Origin of the sequence: Streptomyces sp. NPDC001828, from assembly GCF_042892175.1 — a bacterium.
In the GTDB taxonomy this organism is placed as follows: domain Bacteria; phylum Actinomycetota; class Actinomycetes; order Streptomycetales; family Streptomycetaceae; genus Streptomyces.
In genome coordinates, this window is sequence record NZ_JBIATV010000010.1 from 1 (window position 1) to 17,646 (window position 17,646).

At 71.5% G+C, this 17,646-nt stretch carries 17 protein-coding genes; 8 read left to right on the forward strand and 9 right to left on the reverse strand.

The window, feature by feature from the left end; translation table 11 throughout:
* Positions 1-336: 336 nt before the first annotated feature.
* Positions 337-978: a DNA-3-methyladenine glycosylase gene (locus tag ACFYZA_RS25715; RefSeq protein ID WP_382593069.1), complete on the reverse strand. Its 642-nt coding sequence runs from the start codon at positions 976-978 to the stop codon at positions 337-339.
* A gap of 94 nt (positions 979-1,072) precedes the next feature.
* Between ACFYZA_RS25715 and ACFYZA_RS25720 the strand changes: the two genes are divergently transcribed.
* The 3 genes from ACFYZA_RS25720 to ACFYZA_RS25730 all read left to right on the forward strand — a co-directional run bounded on the left by ACFYZA_RS25720 (position 1,073) and on the right by ACFYZA_RS25730 (position 3,143).
* The gene (locus ACFYZA_RS25720) at positions 1,073-1,855 is read left to right on the forward strand and encodes a sporulation protein (RefSeq protein ID WP_382593066.1); all 783 of its coding nucleotides are present in this window, start codon (positions 1,073-1,075) and stop codon (positions 1,853-1,855) included.
* Positions 1,856-1,911: 56 nt separating this feature from the next.
* Positions 1,912-2,448, forward strand: a complete 537-nt coding sequence (locus ACFYZA_RS25725; protein WP_382593063.1) for a YbhB/YbcL family Raf kinase inhibitor-like protein — start codon at positions 1,912-1,914, stop codon at positions 2,446-2,448.
* 179 nt (positions 2,449-2,627) lie between these two features.
* Positions 2,628-3,143 (forward strand): HNH endonuclease, encoded by a 516-nt coding sequence (locus ACFYZA_RS25730; RefSeq protein WP_382593060.1) that lies wholly within the window; start codon positions 2,628-2,630, stop codon positions 3,141-3,143.
* A gap of 120 nt (positions 3,144-3,263) precedes the next feature.
* Here ACFYZA_RS25730 and ACFYZA_RS25735 read toward each other — a convergent pair whose 3' ends face one another.
* The 4 genes from ACFYZA_RS25735 to ACFYZA_RS25750 form a co-directional block, all read right to left on the reverse strand.
* Entirely contained in the window at positions 3,264-4,037 is a 774-nt protein-coding gene (locus ACFYZA_RS25735; RefSeq protein ID WP_382593057.1) for a sulfite exporter TauE/SafE family protein, read from the reverse strand.
* A 153-nt stretch (positions 4,038-4,190) separates the two neighbouring features.
* Positions 4,191-5,138: an SPFH domain-containing protein gene (locus ACFYZA_RS25740; RefSeq protein ID WP_382593055.1), complete on the reverse strand. Its 948-nt coding sequence runs from the start codon at positions 5,136-5,138 to the stop codon at positions 4,191-4,193.
* Between the two features lie 80 nt (positions 5,139-5,218).
* A complete protein-coding gene (locus ACFYZA_RS25745; RefSeq protein WP_382593083.1) occupies positions 5,219-5,650 on the reverse strand; it encodes an NfeD family protein in 432 nt (143 codons plus the stop codon).
* Positions 5,651-5,696: 46 nt separating this feature from the next.
* Positions 5,697-6,488 carry an ABC transporter ATP-binding protein gene (locus ACFYZA_RS25750; RefSeq protein WP_382593052.1) on the reverse strand — a complete coding sequence of 264 codons (792 nt, stop codon included), beginning with the start codon at positions 6,486-6,488 and terminating at the stop codon, positions 5,697-5,699.
* A 233-nt stretch (positions 6,489-6,721) separates the two neighbouring features.
* On the opposite strand from ACFYZA_RS25750, the gene ACFYZA_RS25755 reads away from it, so the two are divergent.
* A complete protein-coding gene (locus tag ACFYZA_RS25755) occupies positions 6,722-7,513 on the forward strand; it encodes a hypothetical protein (protein WP_388492978.1) in 792 nt (263 codons plus the stop codon).
* Positions 7,514-7,641: 128 nt separating this feature from the next.
* Here ACFYZA_RS25755 and ACFYZA_RS25760 read toward each other — a convergent pair whose 3' ends face one another.
* The 3 genes from ACFYZA_RS25760 to ACFYZA_RS25770 form a co-directional block, all read right to left on the reverse strand.
* On the reverse strand, positions 7,642-7,884 hold the full coding sequence (locus ACFYZA_RS25760) for a chaplin (protein WP_382593046.1): 243 nt from the start codon (positions 7,882-7,884) through the stop codon (positions 7,642-7,644).
* Positions 7,885-8,057: 173 nt separating this feature from the next.
* On the reverse strand, positions 8,058-8,702 hold the full coding sequence (locus ACFYZA_RS25765; protein ID WP_382593043.1) for a response regulator: 645 nt from the start codon (positions 8,700-8,702) through the stop codon (positions 8,058-8,060).
* Positions 8,695-9,873: a GAF domain-containing sensor histidine kinase gene (locus ACFYZA_RS25770; RefSeq protein ID WP_382593040.1), complete on the reverse strand. Its 1,179-nt coding sequence runs from the start codon at positions 9,871-9,873 to the stop codon at positions 8,695-8,697. The genes ACFYZA_RS25765 and ACFYZA_RS25770 overlap by 8 nt, the downstream gene beginning before the upstream one ends.
* Positions 9,874-10,193: 320 nt before the next feature.
* Here ACFYZA_RS25770 and ACFYZA_RS25775 point away from each other — a divergent pair, with 320 nt between their 5' ends.
* From ACFYZA_RS25775 to ACFYZA_RS25785, 3 genes are all read left to right on the forward strand, one after another.
* Positions 10,194-10,919, forward strand: coding sequence for an SDR family NAD(P)-dependent oxidoreductase (locus ACFYZA_RS25775; RefSeq protein WP_388492980.1), 726 nt, complete (start codon positions 10,194-10,196; stop codon positions 10,917-10,919).
* Positions 10,916-12,031, forward strand: coding sequence for an S-adenosylmethionine:tRNA ribosyltransferase-isomerase (locus ACFYZA_RS25780; protein WP_388492982.1), 1,116 nt, complete (start codon positions 10,916-10,918; stop codon positions 12,029-12,031). Before ACFYZA_RS25775 ends, ACFYZA_RS25780 begins: the two co-directional genes overlap by 4 nt.
* A gap of 269 nt (positions 12,032-12,300) precedes the next feature.
* A complete protein-coding gene (locus ACFYZA_RS25785; RefSeq protein WP_382593032.1) occupies positions 12,301-12,978 on the forward strand; it encodes a transglycosylase SLT domain-containing protein in 678 nt (225 codons plus the stop codon).
* An 89-nt stretch (positions 12,979-13,067) separates the two neighbouring features.
* On the opposite strand, the gene ACFYZA_RS25790 is transcribed toward ACFYZA_RS25785, so the two are convergent.
* Positions 13,068-15,563, reverse strand: coding sequence for an FHA domain-containing protein (locus tag ACFYZA_RS25790; RefSeq protein WP_388492983.1), 2,496 nt, complete (start codon positions 15,561-15,563; stop codon positions 13,068-13,070).
* Between the two features lie 354 nt (positions 15,564-15,917).
* Between ACFYZA_RS25790 and ACFYZA_RS25795 the strand changes: the two genes are divergently transcribed.
* The gene (locus ACFYZA_RS25795) at positions 15,918-17,597 is read left to right on the forward strand and encodes a streptophobe family protein (RefSeq protein WP_388492985.1); all 1,680 of its coding nucleotides are present in this window, start codon (positions 15,918-15,920) and stop codon (positions 17,595-17,597) included.
* The last annotated feature ends 49 nt before the right edge of the window (positions 17,598-17,646 follow it).

Sequence of the window (17,646 nt, forward strand, 5' to 3'; positions counted from 1 at the left end):
CGCTTCCTTTGTACTCACCCTCTCGGGCTTTCCTCCGGGCGCTTCCCTTCGGTATTTCGTGTTCCCGACTCTATCAGACTCTTTCGTGTCCGATTCCCCGTCGGAATGGGGTTCGCTTCGAGATCTTCGCTTTCGCGTTTCCCTTTCGGCGTGTCCACTACTTTAGCGGGTTTCCCCTGCCATTCATAATCGAGTTATTCGAGTTCGAATTCAGGCATGCCGAAATTCGCACCCGTTGGGGTTCGATCGTAGGTAGTGGATGGCCGCCTGGGGATGCTGAACAGCAGGGCCCGTCTCAAGCGGCTCGGGCTACGTTAGGCCTCGCTCGAGGCCGAGTCAAGTTCGACGTTTGCGGGGCTGGTGAGCGCGGTAGGGGCTCACGGTCGGGTCGTCCGAGATCCAGAAGCGCCACGGGTGCGGAGCCCCGTCTCCGCCCACGCCGGTGCGCGGGCCGCTGCGTACCAGGTCGGGTGGCGCGGGCGTACCCGTAAGTACGGAGAGCGGGGCGTCGGGGCCGGCGCAGGCGTCCGTGCCGTTCAGGGCGCGGCCCACGTCGAGTGCGGTGGCCAGGCGGGCCGGGCCTTTGGCCAGTTCTCTGTCATGCCGGGCCGAGAGTCGACGTTTGCGGGCCAGTTCGGCGCCCACCTGGATCTCCCCCGCCCGCAGCAGCACTCCGCTCGCCCGGCCCTCGGGGCCGCACACCAGGTTGAGGCAGTGCCACATCCCGTACGTGAAGTAGACGTACGCGTGTCCGGGCGGCCCGAACATCACGTCGTTGCGGGGTGTGCGGCCGCGGAAGGCGTGGGAGCCGGGGTCGTTCGGGCCGTCGTAGGCCTCCACCTCTGTCAGGCGGAGTTCGAGGGGGCCGTGTTCGGTCCGTCGTACGAGCGTGCGGCCCAGGAGGTCCGGTGCGACCTCCAGAACGGGCCGGTCGAAGAAGTTCCGGGTGAGTGGCGTACGTTCGGTGCCCGCGATCATGGCGTCCGAGGGTAGTGGACGGCGGGCGGAACCGGATGTGGCGGTTGCGCGTTCGTAGGGGTCGAGGTCATGAAGACGTAGGGGAAGGACTGGCATGGGGTTCAAGCGGCTGCTGGCGAGCTTGGGGGCCGGCGGGGCTTCGGTGGAGACCGAGCTCACCGAGACCAATGTGGTGCCGGGCGGGGTCGTCCAGGGCGAGGTGCGGATCCAGGGCGGGTCGGTCGACCAGCAGATCGAGGGGCTCTCCGTCGGGCTGCAGGCCCGGGTCGAGGTCGAGGGCGGCGAGCACGAGCACAAGCAGGACATCGAGTTCACCAAGCTGCGGCTCGGCGGGGCCTTCGAGGTGAAGGCGGGGGCCGTGCACGTGGTGCCGTTCGGCCTGGAGATTCCCTGGGAGACGCCGGTCACCACGATCGACGGGCAGCAGCTGCGGGGCATGCACATCGGGGTGACGACGGAGCTGGAGATCGCGCGGGCGCTCGACTCGGGTGACCTCGACCAGATCCAGGTGCATCCGCTGCCCGCTCAGCAGGCGATCCTCGACGCGTTCGTCCGGCTCGGGTTCCGCTTCAAGAGCGCGGACATGGAGAAGGGGCACATCCGCGGGACGCGGCAGCGGCTGCCGTTCTACCAGGAGATCGAGTTCTATCCGCCGTCGCAGTACCGGGGTCTGAACCAGGTGGAGCTGTCGTTCGTCGCGGACGACCGTGAGATGGACGTGGTCCTGGAGATGGACAAGAAGCCGGGTCTGTTCAGCGAGGGCAGCGACTCCTACCGCTCGTTCCAGGTGGGTCTGCACGACTTCCAGGCGACGGACTGGTCGGCGTACCTCAACGAGTGGCTGGCCGAGGTCGGCGGGCGGCGCGCCTGGTTCTGAGGGCGGACCCCCTAGGCTCGGGCGTGCCAGTTGCTGACGAATCAGGAGGTGCCGACGTGAGCGAGCTCAAGAGGCCGCCGCTTCCCCATGACTTCCACCCCGAGGTGGCGTCGTTCACCGTGGTGAGCGAGGACGTCGAGCCGGGTGCCGTGCTCAAGGACGCCCAGGTCTACGCGGCCGGGAACACCTCGCCGCAGTTGCGGTGGGAGGGGTTTCCGGCCGGCACGAAGAGCTTCGCGGTGACGTGCTTCGACCCGGACGCGCCCACGGGCAGCGGGTTCTGGCACTGGTCGGTGTTCGACATCCCGGCGTCGGTGACCGAGTTGCCTGCGGGTGCGGGCAGCGGGAAGTTCGAGGGGCTGCCGGCGGGGGCTGTGCAGGTGCGCAACGACTACGGGTCGAAGGACTTCGGCGGGGCCGCGCCGCCCGCCGGGGAGACGCACCGGTATGTGTTCACGGTGTACGCGGTCGACAGCGAGAAGCTCGGTCCGGACGCGGAGGCATCGCCCGCCGCGGTCGGTTTCAATCTGCGGTTCCACACCCTCGGGCGGGCGCAGCTCATCGGTGAGTACACGGCTCCCGAGGAGAGCTGACCGTTCGTTTTCCGTTTGCCCTGCCCTGGTCTTGGAGAGATCAGGGCAGGGCATTTTTCTGTTGTCGGTCCGGGTTCACCGCCGGGGCGGGCGCGGATATTGCGTTGTCCATCGTGGCGAGCCCGGCCAGAGTTGATCCCAGCCCGCGTCGGTGGGCCGGCACTACGGAGGTGGGCAGGATGCGGGACACGCTGGTACTGAATGCGAGCTTCGAGCCGCTGTCGACGGTGACGCTCAACCGTGCCGTGGTGCTGGTGCTCCAGGACAAGGCCGTGGTCGAGCAGTCCCATCCCGATCTGCGGATGCGTGCGGCCACGATGGACATACCGGTGCCCCGGGTGATCCGGCTGTGCAGATACGTACGGGTGCCGTTCCGAAGACAGGCTCCGTGGTCGAGACGGGGGGTGCTGATCAGGGACCAGCACCGGTGCGCCTACTGCGGGCGGAGGGCGACGACCGTGGACCATGTGGTGCCGCGGGCGCAGGGCGGGCGGGACGGCTGGCTGAACACGGTGGCGTCGTGTGCCGAGGACAATCACCGCAAGGCGGACCGGACGCCGGAGGAGGCGGGGATGCCGCTGTTGCGGCAGCCGTTCGTGCCGTCGCCCGCCGATGCGATGCTGCTGGCGATGGCGGCCGGGGACCGTTCGGAGCTGCCCGCGTGGCTGGCCACGGGGGCCGTTCCGGCGGCGTAGGGCGTGCTCCGGCGGGAGTTGCGGCCGGAGTGAGAAGTACGGGTCGACTTTGTTCGCGGGAAGCCCGCCTTCGGATCGAAGGCGGGCTTCTTCGTGTGCGGGGTGTTGCGGGTACTGCCGTTATTTGAGGGTCAGTTGGAGGATCGCGACGATGCCGACGGCGATGATCACCCCGCGCAGTACCGCGGGCTTGAGGCGGCGGCCGACCTTGGCGCCGATCTGGCCTCCTATGGTCGAGCCGACGGCGATGAGCAGGACGGCGGTCCAGTCGAACTCGGCGACGAAGAGGAAGAAGACGGCCGCGATGCCGTTGACGACGGCGCCGAGGATGTTCTTGACGGCGTTGATGCGTTGCAGGCTGTCGGAGAGGAGCAGGCCCATCAGGGAGAGGTAGAGCACGCCTTGGGCGGCGCCGAAGTAGCCGCCGTACATGCTGGCGAGGAAGAGGCCGGCGAGGAGGGCGATGCCGCCTTCGGGGTGGGCCTCGGTGCCCTGGGCCTCGCGGCGGCGTTTGATGGCGGCGGCCAGGCGCGGCTGGAACAGGACGAGGACGAGGGCGGCGCCGACCAGGACGGGGACGATCGCGTCGAACGACGAGGACGGCAGGGCGAGCAGCAGGGCCGCGCCGGCGAGGCCGCCGGCCAGGGCGACGGCGCCGAGGCGGAGCACCCGGCGGGTCTGGCCGCGCAGTTCGTGGCGGTAGCCGATGGCCCCGCTGATGGAGCCGGGGACCAGGCCGAGGGCGTTGGAGACGTTGGCGGTGATGGGCGGCAGGCCGGTCGCCAGGAGCACGGGGAAGGTGAGCAGCGTGCCGGATCCGACGATCGTGTTGATGGTGCCCGCGCCGATGCCGGCCGCGAAGACGGCGAGTGCTTCCCAGATGGACAAGGCCATCTCCTTACACGTTCAGTGAGTCGCCTCCCCGCCATGGAGGTCGAGGGGCCGCACTGATCATGCATGAACCGTGTACGGGGCAGTCAACTGGCCCCGTACGACGGGCAGTTCGTCCGCCGGACCGGGTGGATGGAGGGTTCAGTCCACGGGGGTTCAGTCCACGGGGGGTTCTTCGCGGCGCTCGACGGTGCCGTTGCCCTTGTTGCCGGTGTTGAAGCCGGGCATGCCGCCGCCGAGGTTGCCGAAGGCGCCGGAGAGGCCCTTGAGGGCGTCCCCGATCTCGCTGGGCACGATCCAGAGCTTGTTGGCGTCGCCCTCGGCGATCTTCGGGAGCATCTGGAGGTACTGGTAGGAGAGCAGCTTCTGGTCGGGGTCGCCCGCGTGGATGGATTCGAAGACGGTACGGATGGCCTGGGCCTCGCCCTCGGCGCGCAGGGCCGCGGCCTTGGCCTCGCCTTCGGCGCGCAGGATCGCGGACTGCTTCTCGCCTTCGGCGCGCAGGATCTCCGACTGCCGTACGCCTTCGGCCTGGAGGATCGCGGCGCGCTTGTCACGGTCGGCGCGCATCTGCTTCTCCATCGAGTCCTGGATGGAGGTGGGCGGCTCGATCGCCTTGAGTTCGACGCGGTTGACGCGGATGCCCCACTTGCCGGTGGCCTCGTCGAGGACGCCGCGCAGGGCCGCGTTGATCTCCTCGCGGGAGGTCAGGGTCCGCTCCAGGTCCATGCCGCCGATGATGTTGCGGAGCGTGGTGACGGTGAGCTGCTCGATCGCCTGGATGTAGCTGGCGACTTCGTAGGTGGCGGCCCGGGCGTCGGTCACCTGGTAGTAGATGACGGTGTCGATGTTGACCACCAGGTTGTCCTGGGTGATCACCGGCTGGGGCGGGAAGGGGACGACCTGTTCGCGGAGGTCGATGCGGTTGCGGATCGAGTCGATGAACGGGACCACGATGTTCAGGCCCGCGTTGAGCGTCCGCGTGTAGCGGCCGAAGCGCTCCACGATGGCGGCGCTGGCCTGCGGGATCACCTGGATGGTCTTGATCAGGGCGATGAAGACCAACACCACCAGAATGATCAGGACGATGATGATCGGTTGCATCGCTTACCCCCGTGCCCTTCTTGCTCTCGGATGGTCCGGAAAGCGTTGGCGTTTACCGGACTTGATGATCCTGGCATGGTTCACATGACGATGGCAGTGGCTCCGTCGATCTCGACGACGTCGACCTGGTGGCCGGGCTCGAACACGCCGTCCGCGTCGAGCGCGCGGGCCGACCAGACCTCCCCGGCGAGTTTGATCCGGCCGCCGTCGGCGTCGACGCGTTCCAGAACGGTGGCCTGACGGCCTTTCAACGCCTCCGTGCCGGTGGCGAGTTGGGGTCGCTGGGCGCGGTGGCGGGCGGCGATGGGGCGTACGACGGCGATGAGGGCGACGGAGACGGCGATGAACAGGAGGACCTGGCCGACGGGGCCGAGGCCGAGGCCCGCGCCGATGGCGGCGGCGCCCGCGCCGACCGCCATCATGCCGAATTCGGGCATGGCGGTCAGCACCAGGGGGATGCCCAGTGCCGCCGCGGCCATCAGCCACCACACCCATGCCTCGATGTCCACCAGGTCATGGTAGGTCCGGGCGTCCCCGTACCGACAGGGCGCAAGGGCGCTAGCTGAGCGGGAGGCCCGTCGCCGTGTAGCGGTCGCCGCGGTGCTCGACGAGGAGCGGGAGGCCGAAGCAGAGGGAGAGGTTGCGGGAGGTGAGCTCGGTCTCCATGGGGCCGGCGGCGAGGACCTTGCCCTGGCGGATCATGAGGACGTGGGTGAAGCCGGGGGCGATCTCCTCGACGTGGTGGGTGACCATGACCATCGAGGGCGCGTACGGGTCGCGGGCGAGGCGGCCGAGGCGGCGGACCAGGTCTTCGCGGCCGCCGAGGTCGAGGCCGGCGGCGGGCTCGTCGAGGAGGAGGAGCTCGGGGTCGGTCATCATGGCGCGGGCGATGAGGGTGCGCTTGCGCTCGCCCTCGGAGAGGGTGCCGAACTTGCGGTCCAGGAAGTCCGTCATGCCGAGCCGGTCGAGGAAGGCGCGGGCGCGGTCCTCGTCGACGGCGTCGTATTCCTCCTGCCAGGTGGCGGTCATGCCGTAGGCGGCGGTGAGCACGGTCTGCAGGACGGTCTGGCGCTTGGGGAGCTTGTCGGCCATCGCGACGCCGGCCACGCCGATGCGCGGGCGCAGCTCGAAGACGTCGACCCTGCCGAGCTGTTCTCCGAGGATCGTGGCGGTGCCGGTGCTCGGGAAGAGGTAGCTGGAGGCGATGTTGAGGAGGGTGGTCTTGCCGGCGCCGTTGGGTCCGAGGATGACCCAGCGCTCGCCTTCCTTGACCGACCAGGAGACGTCGTCCACCAGAGCGCGTCCGTCGCGGACCACGGATACGTCCACCAGCTCCAGTACATCGCTCATGAGCGCGTTGTCTCCCCATGCCATCGTCTTGAGTTCGCGAGTGCGGTGCGGGGCGCGCCTGTGGGCGCGGTCCCCAGGGAAAACCTACGCCACTGGCGAAGTGATCCCGCCTCTAGGGTCTGTCCGGCGGATCTGGTCGCCCGCGAGATGCCTCGGCTCCGCGGTGGCGTTCCAGACAGGATCCGCCGGGCAGGCTCTAGGTCCGGTCGCAGGGTTTCCCTAGGCTTGAGTCCATGTTCTCGGAACCACGTTCAGGTCGGCTGGCCGCTTGGGGAAATGCCCTGTTGGCCGGAAATATCTCGCCGGACGACGCGGCGCTCGCGATCGTCGGGGACGACGCGGTGCACCGCGTCGAGGGGCTGCCGGGCGAGTCAGCGCCCGTGGGGCTCACGCTGGCGCTCGGGCGGCTGCGCACGCTCGGGGTCGGCGGCTGGCGGCTCGCGCTCCCGGTGGCCGGCCATCCGCTGGGGCTCAGCGGGCCCGCGGAGTTCAACGCGCGCGCCCTCGACGCGGAGGAGGCCGTGGTCGGCTTCGGGGCGCCGTACGGGCTCGTCCCCGAGCTGTACGAGGCCGGGCCCTCGGGGGACGTGCACACGGAGGTCGTCTGGCACTGTCTGGCGGTGCGCGAGGCGCCGCCGGCGGACGTGCCCTCGCTCGGCGAGGCCGAGCGCGAGCTCGCGGAGGCGCTGCGGGACGCGACGGCCGCGCTCACCCGGCTCGACGTGGCCGGCTCGGGTCCGGCCGCGGCCGCCGCGATCGACGCGTACCGTTCGCGGGTCGAGGGCCCCGACGACGAGGTGCTCGCACCGGGGTATCCGCCGCGCGCGGTACGGGTGTTGGAGCTGGCCCGGAGGGTGGCGCTGCTGGTGTCGCTCGCGTACGAGAACGGGCACGGGGGCGCGGTGAGCGCCTCCGAGATCGCGGCGCGGGGCGAGGCGCTGCGTCCGGTGGAGCGGGTGGCGCGGCGGGCCCGGGTCGCCGCGTACAACGCGTATGTGGAGGAGCGGGAGCGGGACCGGGGCTGAGGCCCGCCCCGATTCACCGGCCCGGGCCCGCTGCGTCGGTTCAAGCCCCGTTTGCCGGTTCGGGCCTCCTGAACAGGGACGGCCCCCGGGTGGGAACCCGGGGGCCGGAGGTCGTCGCGCGGGCGCGGTCAGAAGTTGGAGCTCTCGTTCCCGAAGACCGGGTTGAGGACGCCGATCACGCTGACCGTGTTGCCCGTCGCGTTCACCGGCACGTGCACCGGAACCTGGACCAGGTTGCCGGAGACGGCGCCCGGGGAGTTCTGGGCGCTGCCGTTGGCGTCGGCCCCGCCGTGGGCGGAGGCGGCACCGGTCGCGGCGGCGAGGGCGCCTCCGGCGAGCACGGTGACGGCGAGAGCCTTGTTGAGCTTCATGTTCTGGATCCTCCTGGTCGTCGCCGCGGCCGGCCGCCGCGGCATGCCATGGAGAACGCCGGGCCGCCCCAGGGGGTGCGCTATGTGGGTGACATCCACACGACGGTATGAATCTTCTACCGGACCATGACGGTCCGGTTCCCTGTTCGGCCGGCCGTTCGGTTCGCCGCGTTTCAGCCGGTCACACCGTGCCTCACGGCCCACAGGGCGGCCTGGGTGCGGTCGGCGAGGTCCAGTTTCATCAGGATGTTCGACACATGGGTCTTGACGGTCTTCTCGGACAGGACCAGGTGTCGGGCGATCTCGCGGTTGGAGCGTCCGTCGGCGATCAGCGCCAGGACCTCCTTCTCGCGTTCCGTCAGGGTCGTGCCGCGCCCGGTGCCGCCGTGGCCCTCGTCCTGGCTGAGCAGGGCGCCCGCGACCTCGGGCTGGAGCAGCACGTGCCCGGCGTGCACCGAGCGGATCGCGCCGGCCAGCGCGTCCGGGTCGACGTCCTTGTACACATAGCCGGAGGCGCCGGCGCGCAGGGCGGGGACCACGGTGCGCTGCTCGGTGAAGCTGGTGACGACGAGGACCTTCGCCGGGTTGGCGAGCTCGCGGAGCTTGCGCAGGGCCTCGATGCCGTCCATGCCCGGCATCTTGACGTCCATCAGGACGACGTCCGGCTTCAGCTCCTGGGCGCGGGCGACGCCTTCGGCGCCGTCGGAGGCCTCCCCCACCACCTCTATGTCGTCCTGTACTTCCAGGAACGTACGCAGTCCTCGGCGGACCACCTGGTGGTCGTCCACGAGCAGGACCCTGATCACCTTGTCAGCCACCGGGGACCTCCATCTCGATCGTGGCGCCCTCGCCGGGTGCCGATTGCACGGTGAGCCTGCCGCCGACTCCGCTCGCCCGGTGCCGCATCGACACCAGGCCGAGGTGGCGGCCCGCGCGGCGGACCAGACCGGGATCGAAGCCCCGGCCGTCGTCGCTGACCCGCAGGAGCGCGCCCTGGCCGCTGCGCTCGAGGACCACGTCGACCCGGCCGGCGCCGGAGTGGCGCAGCGCGTTGTGCAGGGCTTCCTGGGCGACGCGCAGCAGGGCCTCCTCCTGGGCCGGGGGCAGGGCGCGCACGCCCAGGTTGCCGAAGGTGACCCGGGCCGCGTGCGCCCGGTCCAGGACCTGGATCTGGGTGCGCAGGGTGTGCACGAGGCCGTCCTCCTCCAGGGCGGCGGGCCTCAACTCCACGACGGCGGCGCGCAGTTCGTCGGCGGCCTCGGCGGCGAGGAGGGCGACCTGCTGGAGCTCGCCCTTGGCGCGGGCCGGGTCGCGGTCGATCAGGGTGGTGGCCGCCTGGGCGGTGAGGCGGAGCGAGAAGAGCTTCTGGCTGACCGCGTCGTGGAGCTCGTGGGCGAGCCGGGAGCGCTCCTCGGCGATGGTCAGCTCGCGGCTGCGTTCGTAGAGGCGGGCGTTGGTCAGGGCGATCGCGGCGTGCTGGGCGAGCAGCCGGAGCAGTTCCTCGTCGTGCTCGGTGAAGCCGCAGCCGCCGCCCGGCCGGGGGCAGCGCTTGTTGGCGAGGAAGAGGGCGCCGAGCGTCTCGTCTCCGTCGCGGATCGGCATGCCGAGGAAGTCGGACATGTCGGGGTGGGCGGCGGGCCAGCCCTCGAAGCGGGGGTCCTCGCGGACGTCGTCGAGGCGCTCGGCCTTCTCCTCGTGGAGCATCGCGGCCAGGATGCCGTGCTGGCGGGGCAGCGGTCCGATGGCCCGCCACTGCTCGTCGCTGACGCCGTCGACCACGAACTGCGCGAAGCCGCCGTGGTCGTCGGGGACGCCGAGCGCCGCGTACTCGGCGTCGAGGAGTTCGCGCGCGGACGCGGTGATCGTCTTGAGGACGTCCCCGACCTCCAGGTGCCTGCTCATGGCGAGCAGGGCGGTGCTCACGGCGGCGAGGCCCGCGCTCGGGGACGGGCTCTGACCTGCTCCGGCGGGGTCGGCGGGACGGCTCATGTGGTCACCGTACCGGCGGGGTGCGACAGCGCGCCTCGGCCTGTGGACGGCCCCCGCCTAGGCCGCCGGGCCTAGGCCGGAGTGCCTGTCCCGGCCGCCGGCCTTAGGCCGAAGTGCCTTCCCGGGCCGGGCCCCGCGTCCGAGGCGGCGCGGGTGCACCCGGCGCCACCCTGAACCCGTCGCGGCACATACCGGCCGACCGGTCGGTGCGCGGCTCGATCAGACCGCTCCATCAGCCGGCTCGGCCGGGCAGCCCGGTCGCGGACAGACCGGCCGGACGGCTCGATCGGACAGCTCGACGGACAGAGGGGTCGGACATCATGCCGGTTGCGATCATCACGGGGGCCTCGAAGGGGCTCGGCAGGGCATTGGCCGGGGCGCTCGCGGAGCGGGGCTGGGACCTGGTCCTGGACGCGCGGACGGGCCCCGTACTGAAGGAGGCGGCGCGCGGCCTGGAGGCGTACGGCACGCGGGTCGTGGCGCTGCCCGGGGACGTCACCGACGCCGGGCACCGGGCGGAGCTCGTGGCGGCGGCGCGGGGCCTCGGCGGGCTCGATCTGCTGGTGAACAACGCCTCCGCGCTGGGCGCCGAGCCGCTCGTGCCCCTCGCGGAGCTCGGTCTCGCGGGGCTGCGGGAGGCCCTGGAGACCAATGTGGTCGCGGCGCTCGGGCTCGTACAGGAGGCGCTGGGGCTGCTGCGGGAGGCCCCGGCGGGCGCGGTGGTCGCGGTCAGTTCGGACGCGGCGGCCGAGGCGTACGGGACGTGGGGCGGGTACGGGGCGTCGAAGGCGGCCCTGGACCAGCTGGCGGCGGTGCTCGGCGTGGAGGAGCCGGGGCTTCGGGTCTGGGCGGTGGACCCGGGTGACATGCGCACCGACCTGTACGCGGCGGCGGTGCCGGACGACGGCTCCGGCCGGCCGGAGCCCTCGACGGTGGTCCCGGGGTTCCTGCGGCTGCTCGACGAACGCCCGCCGAGCGGCCGCTACGGCGCCCACGCGCCGGCGGACGGTCACACGGAAGGCGCTCGCGCGGAGGCCGGGCGATGACGGCGCCCATGGTGGTGCGGGTGCCCGCCGGTCTGCTCGCCTCGGTGCCGGCGGAGGTGCGCGGGGCGGGGCGCGACGACGTACGCCTGATGGTGTCGCGCGGTACCGAGGTCTCCCACCACGCCTTCCGTGATCTGGCCGGGCAGCTGCGGGCCGGTGACGTCCTGGTGGTCAACACCTCGCAGACCCTGCCCGCCGCCGTCGACGGGTCGGTGCGGGGGACACCGGTGGTGGTGCACTTCTCGACCCTGGGCGCGGACGGGCGCTGGGCGGTGGAACTGCGCACGCCCACGGCGGCGGGCAGCACCGAGCGGCGCACCGGGGACCGGGCCGGGGCCGTCGTGGCGCTGCCCGGCGGGGAGCGGCTCGTGCTCGACGAGGCGCTGAGCCCGGACCGGCTGTGGTGGGCGCGGGTGTCGGCGGGGGACGTGCCGGGGCTCATGCGCCGGTACGGGCGGCCCATCCGGTACTCCTACACCGACCGGGACCAGCCGCTCTCCGCGTACCAGACGGTGTTCGCGCGGCCCGCGCCCGGCGGGCTCGGCTCCGCGGAGATGCCGAGCGCGGCGCGGCCCTTCACGGCGGACCTGGTCGCGGAGCTGGAGCGGCGGGGCGTGCGGTTCGCGCCGGTCACGCTGCACACGGGGGTGGCCTCGGCGGAGGCGCACGAGCCGCCGTACCCGGAGCGCTTCGAGGTGCCGCGGGCGACGGCCCGGCTGGTGAACGCGGCCCGGGCGGGCCGCGGCGCTTCCTCCGGGGGGCGGCGGCGGGAGGCGGGTGGGCGGATCGTGGCCATAGGGACTACGGCGGTGCGCGCCCTGGAGTCGGCGGCCGGGCCCGACGGGGTGGTGCGGGAGGCGGCGGGGTTCACGGATCTCGTGGTGACGCCTCGGCGCGGGGTGCGGGTGGTGGACGGCCTGCTCACCGGGCTGCACGAGCCCGAGGCCTCTCATCTCCTGATGCTGGAGGCGATCGCGGGGCGCGAGGCGCTGGCCGTCGCCTACGACCAGGCGCTGAGCCGGCTCTACCTGTGGCACGAGTTCGGCGACGTCCATCTCCTCCTTCCGGACGAGAACCCTCACAGTGCGCATTGCTCCAGCAACGTCTGGTGATTCTGTTACCTCCTCGATGTGAGCCCGCGCATAGGACGCACATCACTTACGAAGCCGGCTAGTGGACGAATAAAGGCGGTGTGAGCCGGTCCGGAGTGGGTACGAGGCGCCTTTCACCGGCGCGTGATCCACTATCCGGCTTCGTATGTAGCAGCTTTGCCACGGGTTTTTGCGGCCGCTAACAATGGCTCTCGTCGCACAGCGCTGCGGCCATCCGCCGCGGCGCTTCGCTGCGCCGTCCCCAGTCATTCGGAAGAGGTTCGACAGCCATGCCCGAGTCCAGCAACCCTGGTCACAGTCGTCTGCCCCAGACGCACAAGATCTCGATTGCCGGCGTCGCCGTCCTCGGCGCCGCGGCTCTCGCCCTCTCGGTCTTCCCCGGGACGGGTCAGTCGGGCAGCGCTACCGCCGTAGCGGCCGAGCCCGCCGCCTTCGCGGCGACCGTCGCGAGCACGAAGACGGTCTCGCAGAGCATCTCCAAGCAGCACGTCACCGCGGACAAGCAGGCCCAGGTCGCCGCGAAGGCCAAGGCCGCCGCGGACGCCAAGGCGAAGGCCGAGGCCGAGGCGAAGAAGCGCGAGCAGGACGCCGCCGCCAGCCGCGCGGCCGCCCGCAAGCCGGTCTACGCGAACAACCTCGACGGCTGGATCCGCCAGTCCCTCGACATCATGAAGAGCAAGGGCATCCCGGGCACCTACGACGGCCTGCACCGCAACATCATGCGCGAGTCGACCGGCAACCCGAACGCCATCAACGGCTGGGACATCAACGCCATCAACGGCGTCCCCTCCAAGGGCCTGCTCCAGGTCATCCAGCCGACCTTCACCGCGTACCACGTGCCCGGAACCTCGTGGAACATCTACGACCCGGTCGCCAACATCACGGCCGCCGCCAACTACGCGGCCGACAAGTACGGCTCGATGGACAACGTCAACAGCGCCTACTGATCCCCCCTTCGGCTGTGGGCCGGGGCCGGTGAGCGAAGAAGGGCGGCACCCCGTGCGGGGTGCCGCCCTTCGGCGTTGTCAGGCGCGGATCACTTGCGCATGACCTCGGGCTCGTGGCGGCGCAGCAGGCGCGCGACGAAGAACCCGAGGACGACGCCGATGAACAGCAGCACCGAGATGTCGATGAACCACTGCGACGCCTCGTGCTTCCACAGCGGGTCGAGGTTGGTCGGGTCGCTCTGGTCCATCGGCCCCATCAGGTGGGACAGGTCGAGCGTCGTGCCGACGCCCGCGATGGCCCAGCGCGACGGCATCAGCCAGGCGAACTGCTCCAGGCCGACCGAGTCGTAGACCTTGAACAGGATGCCCGTGAAGACGACCTGCACGATGGCGAACATCACCAGGAGCGGCATCGTCTTCTCGGAGGTCTTCACCAGCGAGGAGATGATCAGGCCGAACATCATCGAGGTGAAGCCGAGGGCGATGACGACCAGGCACATCTCGACCGCGGGCGGCATCACCAGGCCCTCGGCGGGCAGTTTGCGGGTCGAGAAGCCGATCACGCAGAGGATCACGCCCTGGAAGGCCGTGATGACGCCGAGCACGAGGATCTTGGACATCAGGTATGCCGAGCGGGACAGGCCGGTGGCCCGTTCCCGTTCGTAGATGACCCGTTCCTTGATCAGTTCTCGTACGGAGTTGGCCGCGCCGGAGAAGCACATGCCGACCGCGAGGATCAGCATGATCGTGCCGGCGTCGCCGTTGAACCGGGACGGCGGGGTGGGCGGCGCGAGGCCGAACTTCGCCGGGATGACCACGCTGACCGAGCCGATCACCGCGGGCAGGGCCACCGACAGGGCGAGGAAGCCCTTGTCGGAGGCGATGACGGAGACGTAGCGGCGCATCAGGGTCCACAGCTGGGAGGCCCAGCCCTGCGGCTTCGGCGGCTTCATCGCCTGGGCCGGCGGCATCTGTACGGACTGCGGGGCGACCGCGTCGATGTCGGCGGCGTACATCTGGTAGTGCTGCGAGCCCTTCCAGCGGCCCGCCCAGTCGTAGTCGCGGTAGCTCTCGAAGGCGGAGAACACATCGGCCCAGGTGCCGTAGCCGAAGAAGTTCAGCGCCTCCTCGGGCGGCCCGAAGTAGGCGACCGAACCGCCCGGCGCCATCACGAGCAGCTTGTCGCAGATCGCGAGCTCGGCCACCGAGTGCGTCACGACCAGGACCGTGCGGCCGTCGTCGGCGAGGCCGCGGAGCAGCTGCATGACGTCGCGGTCCATGCCCGGGTCGAGGCCCGAGGTGGGCTCGTCGAGGAAGATCAGCGACGGCTTGGTCAGGAGCTCTAGGGCCACCGAGACGCGCTTGCGCTGGCCACCGGAGAGGGAGGTGACCTTCTTCTCCTTGTGGATGTCCAGCTTGAGCTCGCGCAGCACCTCGTCGATGCGCTGCTGGCGCTCGTTCTCGGTGGTGTCGGCGGGGAAGCGCAGCTTGGCCGCGTACTTCAGCGCCTTCTTGACGGTCAGCTCCTTGTGCAGGATGTCGTCCTGCGGGACCAGACCGATACGCTGGCGCAGCTCGGCGAACTGCTTGTAGAGGTTGCGGTTGTCGTAGAGGACGTCGCCCTTGTTGGCGGGCCGGTAGCCGGTGAGCGCCTTGAGCAGGGTCGACTTTCCGGAGCCCGAGGGGCCGATGACCGCGATGAGGGACTTCTCGGGGACGCCGAAGGAGACGTCCTTGAGGATGTCCTTGCCGCCGTCGACGGTGACGGTCAGATGGCGGGCGGAGAAGGAGACGTCACCGGTGTCGACGAACTCCTCGAGCCGGTCGCCGACGATGCGGAAGGTGGAGTGGCCGACGCCGACGATGTCCTGCGGGCCGAGCAGGACGCTGCCGCCCTTGGCGATCGGCTGGCCGTTGACGTAGGTGCCGTTGTGGGATCCGAGGTCGCGGATCTCCATCCGGCCGTCGGGCGTCGCGTGGAACTCGGCGTGGTGGCGCGAGACCTGGAGGTCGGAGACGACCAGCTCGTTCTCCAGCGCACGGCCGATGCGCATGACACGGCCGAGCGCGACCTGGTGGAACGTGGTCGGGCTGCGGTCGCCGTAGACGGGCGCGGCCCCGGCGGGACCGCCCTGCTGCGGGACCTGCGGCTGTTGGGGCTGCTGCCACTGCTGCGGGACCTGCGCCTGCTGCGGCGGCTGCGCCCAGCCGCCCTGCTGGGGCGGGGCCTGCTGGGGTTGGGGGTGGGCGGGGGCGGCCTGGGCCTGCTGGGCCGCGGGCTGCGCGTAGGCGGCGGCACCGGTCAGATTCAGCCGCGGGCCGTCGGTCGCGTTGCCGAGGTGGACCGAGGAGCCGGGGCCGATTTCCATCTGGTGGATCCGCTGGCCCCGCACATAGGTGCCGTTGGTCGATCCGTGGTCCTCGATGACCCAGGCGCGGCCGCTCCAGCTGACCGTGGCGTGCCGCCACGAGACTCTGGCGTCGTCGACCACGAGGTCACCTTGCGGATCACGTCCAAGGGTGTACGACCTGGACGGATCGAGCGTCCAGGTGCTGCCATTCAATTCCAGTACGAGTTCCGGCACTCCAGCCCCACTTATCGTCCCCCGAAAGACCTCCGCACCGGAGGCCTGTGACTCCCGACACAGGGAGTCTAGGGATGGTGAACATCGTGGGGAACTATTTCAGGCCCAGGCTCGTATCCGAAACCCGGGCCTTGTGAATTACCGGCACAGACCGTGCACAGTACGGTCCCGGTCCTGCAACAGGCCCTGGGGGCCCACCCGTTGACGCGGGCCAAACACCCACCGAGAGTAGTAAGCACCCATGAGTGCGTACGGATCATGATGTCCGCGCATAAATGACCTGGCGGCGGATGAAAACGCGCTCTCCGGAGTGGAATGGGGCAAGTCGGCTCGTATCGGGGGTTCCTGATGGGCGTGCGCGGCAACGAGGGCCGGGGGGCGATCCGGTGGGGCGATGTCGTGCTCGCCTCGATCGCCGCGGTGAGCTGGGCCCTGGTCGCGATGGCGGGCACGGCCGCGCTCGGCCTCCATCTGCTCGGGGCGGACACGGCCGGCGCGCTCGGTCCGATGACGGCGGCCGTGGTGGTGCTCGGGGCGGGCGGCTCGGTCACCCCCTCCGGTGATGTCTCGGCGTTCGGTCTGAGCGGCGCGGAGGCCAGGACGACCATCGATTTCGCGCCACTGGGCGTCGGCCTCGCGGGCGCGCTGCTGCTCGCCCTCTTCTTCCTGCGCTCGCTGCGGGCGGCCGGCTCCTCGGTCCCCGGCGGCGAACTGGCGGCCCGCGCGGCCGCGGTGGCCGCTCTCTTCGTCGCCGTCGTCGCCGGGCTCGCCTGGGCCGGGCACGACCTCATCACACTCGACGGCACCCAACTGGGCCCCGGCGGCGCGAAGATGCCCGGGGCGGCGGCCGTCCCCGGCCTCGGGGACATCGGCGGGCTGCTGCCGGACCGGCTCGCCGGCCTCGCGGGCGCCAAGGCCGAGGTCGGCTTCGGCGTGGACACCGGGCGCTCGCTGGTGGGCGCCGCGTGCTGGGTGGCCGCGGTCCTGCTGATCGCCCTGCTCGCCTCGCGCCGCACCCCGCTGCCGCGCGCCTGGTCGGCGTTGCACCGGGTGGTCCGCCCGGCCGTCTCCGCCCTGGTGACGGTGGCCCTGGTGGCGGTGGCGGCGGGGCTCGGCGCGGCGGCGTACGCGGCGGTCGGGGACCCGCATCCGGCCCGGATCTCGGGCGCGGCCCTGCTCGGCGCGCCCAACGGGGCGTGGCTCGCCGTTCCGCTCGGCCTGTTCGTGCCGTGGAGCGGCCACGCGTCCGGCACGCTCGCCACCGTGCTCCCCGATCCGCTCGGCCGGCTGCTCAGCACGGACTCCGAGCGGCCGATGACGCTGGGGCGCCTTGCCCAACTCGACCAGCGGGTCTGGCTGCTGGCGATCGCGATGGTCTGCCTGATGCTGTGCGCGGGCGTGCTCACGGCGGTCCGTACGCCGGTGGGCGGGCGTGAGGGGGGCGCCTTCGTGGGGCGGTGCGCGCTGACGCTCGCCACCGTCAGCGCGGTGGCGCTCCCCCTGTTCGTACGGCTCACCGGGGTGTCCGCGAACGCCTCGCTGTCGGTGCTGGGCTTCGACGCGTTCGGGGCGGGCCTTGAACTGCACGGCAACGCCGGGCTCGCCCTCCTGCTCGGCGCCGGATGGGGGGCCGGGGCGGGCGCCCTGGGCGCGCTGCTCGCGCGGATGTCGGGGGCGGCGGGGCTGCGGGCGGCCCCGCTCGCGAGCGAGAGCGGGGGCGGGGCGGGTGCGGCCGGGCCGGATTCGGGTGGGGCGGGTTCGGGTCGCGCGGGTACGGGTGGGGCGGGGGCTGCCGGGGTCGCCCCGGGAGGGGTACCGGCGGCGCCGGGCGAGCGGGTGCCCGGGCCGTACGACCCGGCGCCTTCCTACCCTCCGCCGAACCCCGACACCAACCCGTATCTGAAGCTGCCCCCGGACCTGCACGGCTCCCCCACCCTGCCGGGCCCCCGCAACCAGCAGCCCCGGCCGCGACCCCGCCCGCGCCCCCCGGAGGGGCCGCCCCCGCCGCCGGGGGCCCCGCGTCCCCGAAGCTGAGCCGGGCCGGCCCGGGAGGGGGCCGTACGAGGGTGGCGTGTCCGCTGGG

What these genes read in the sequence shown, in the direction of transcription:
- ACFYZA_RS25715 (WP_382593069.1), bottom strand. Translation starts at nt 978, where the DNA reads ATGATCGCGGGCACCGAACGTACGCCACTCACCCGGAACTTCTTCGAC.
- ACFYZA_RS25720 (WP_382593066.1), top strand. Translation starts at nt 1,073, where the DNA reads ATGGGGTTCAAGCGGCTGCTGGCGAGCTTGGGGGCCGGCGGGGCTTCG.
- ACFYZA_RS25730 (WP_382593060.1), top strand. Translation starts at nt 2,628, where the DNA reads ATGCGGGACACGCTGGTACTGAATGCGAGCTTCGAGCCGCTGTCGACG.
- ACFYZA_RS25735 (WP_382593057.1), bottom strand. Translation starts at nt 4,037, where the DNA reads ATGGCCTTGTCCATCTGGGAAGCACTCGCCGTCTTCGCGGCCGGCATC.
- ACFYZA_RS25740 (WP_382593055.1), bottom strand. Translation starts at nt 5,138, where the DNA reads ATGCAACCGATCATCATCGTCCTGATCATTCTGGTGGTGTTGGTCTTC.
- ACFYZA_RS25750 (WP_382593052.1), bottom strand. Translation starts at nt 6,488, where the DNA reads ATGAGCGATGTACTGGAGCTGGTGGACGTATCCGTGGTCCGCGACGGA.
- ACFYZA_RS25755 (WP_388492978.1), top strand. Translation starts at nt 6,722, where the DNA reads ATGTTCTCGGAACCACGTTCAGGTCGGCTGGCCGCTTGGGGAAATGCC.
- ACFYZA_RS25760 (WP_382593046.1), bottom strand. Translation starts at nt 7,884, where the DNA reads ATGAAGCTCAACAAGGCTCTCGCCGTCACCGTGCTCGCCGGAGGCGCC.
- ACFYZA_RS25770 (WP_382593040.1), bottom strand. Translation starts at nt 9,873, where the DNA reads ATGAGCCGTCCCGCCGACCCCGCCGGAGCAGGTCAGAGCCCGTCCCCG.
- ACFYZA_RS25775 (WP_388492980.1), top strand. Translation starts at nt 10,194, where the DNA reads ATGCCGGTTGCGATCATCACGGGGGCCTCGAAGGGGCTCGGCAGGGCA.
- ACFYZA_RS25780 (WP_388492982.1), top strand. Translation starts at nt 10,916, where the DNA reads ATGACGGCGCCCATGGTGGTGCGGGTGCCCGCCGGTCTGCTCGCCTCG.
- ACFYZA_RS25785 (WP_382593032.1), top strand. Translation starts at nt 12,301, where the DNA reads ATGCCCGAGTCCAGCAACCCTGGTCACAGTCGTCTGCCCCAGACGCAC.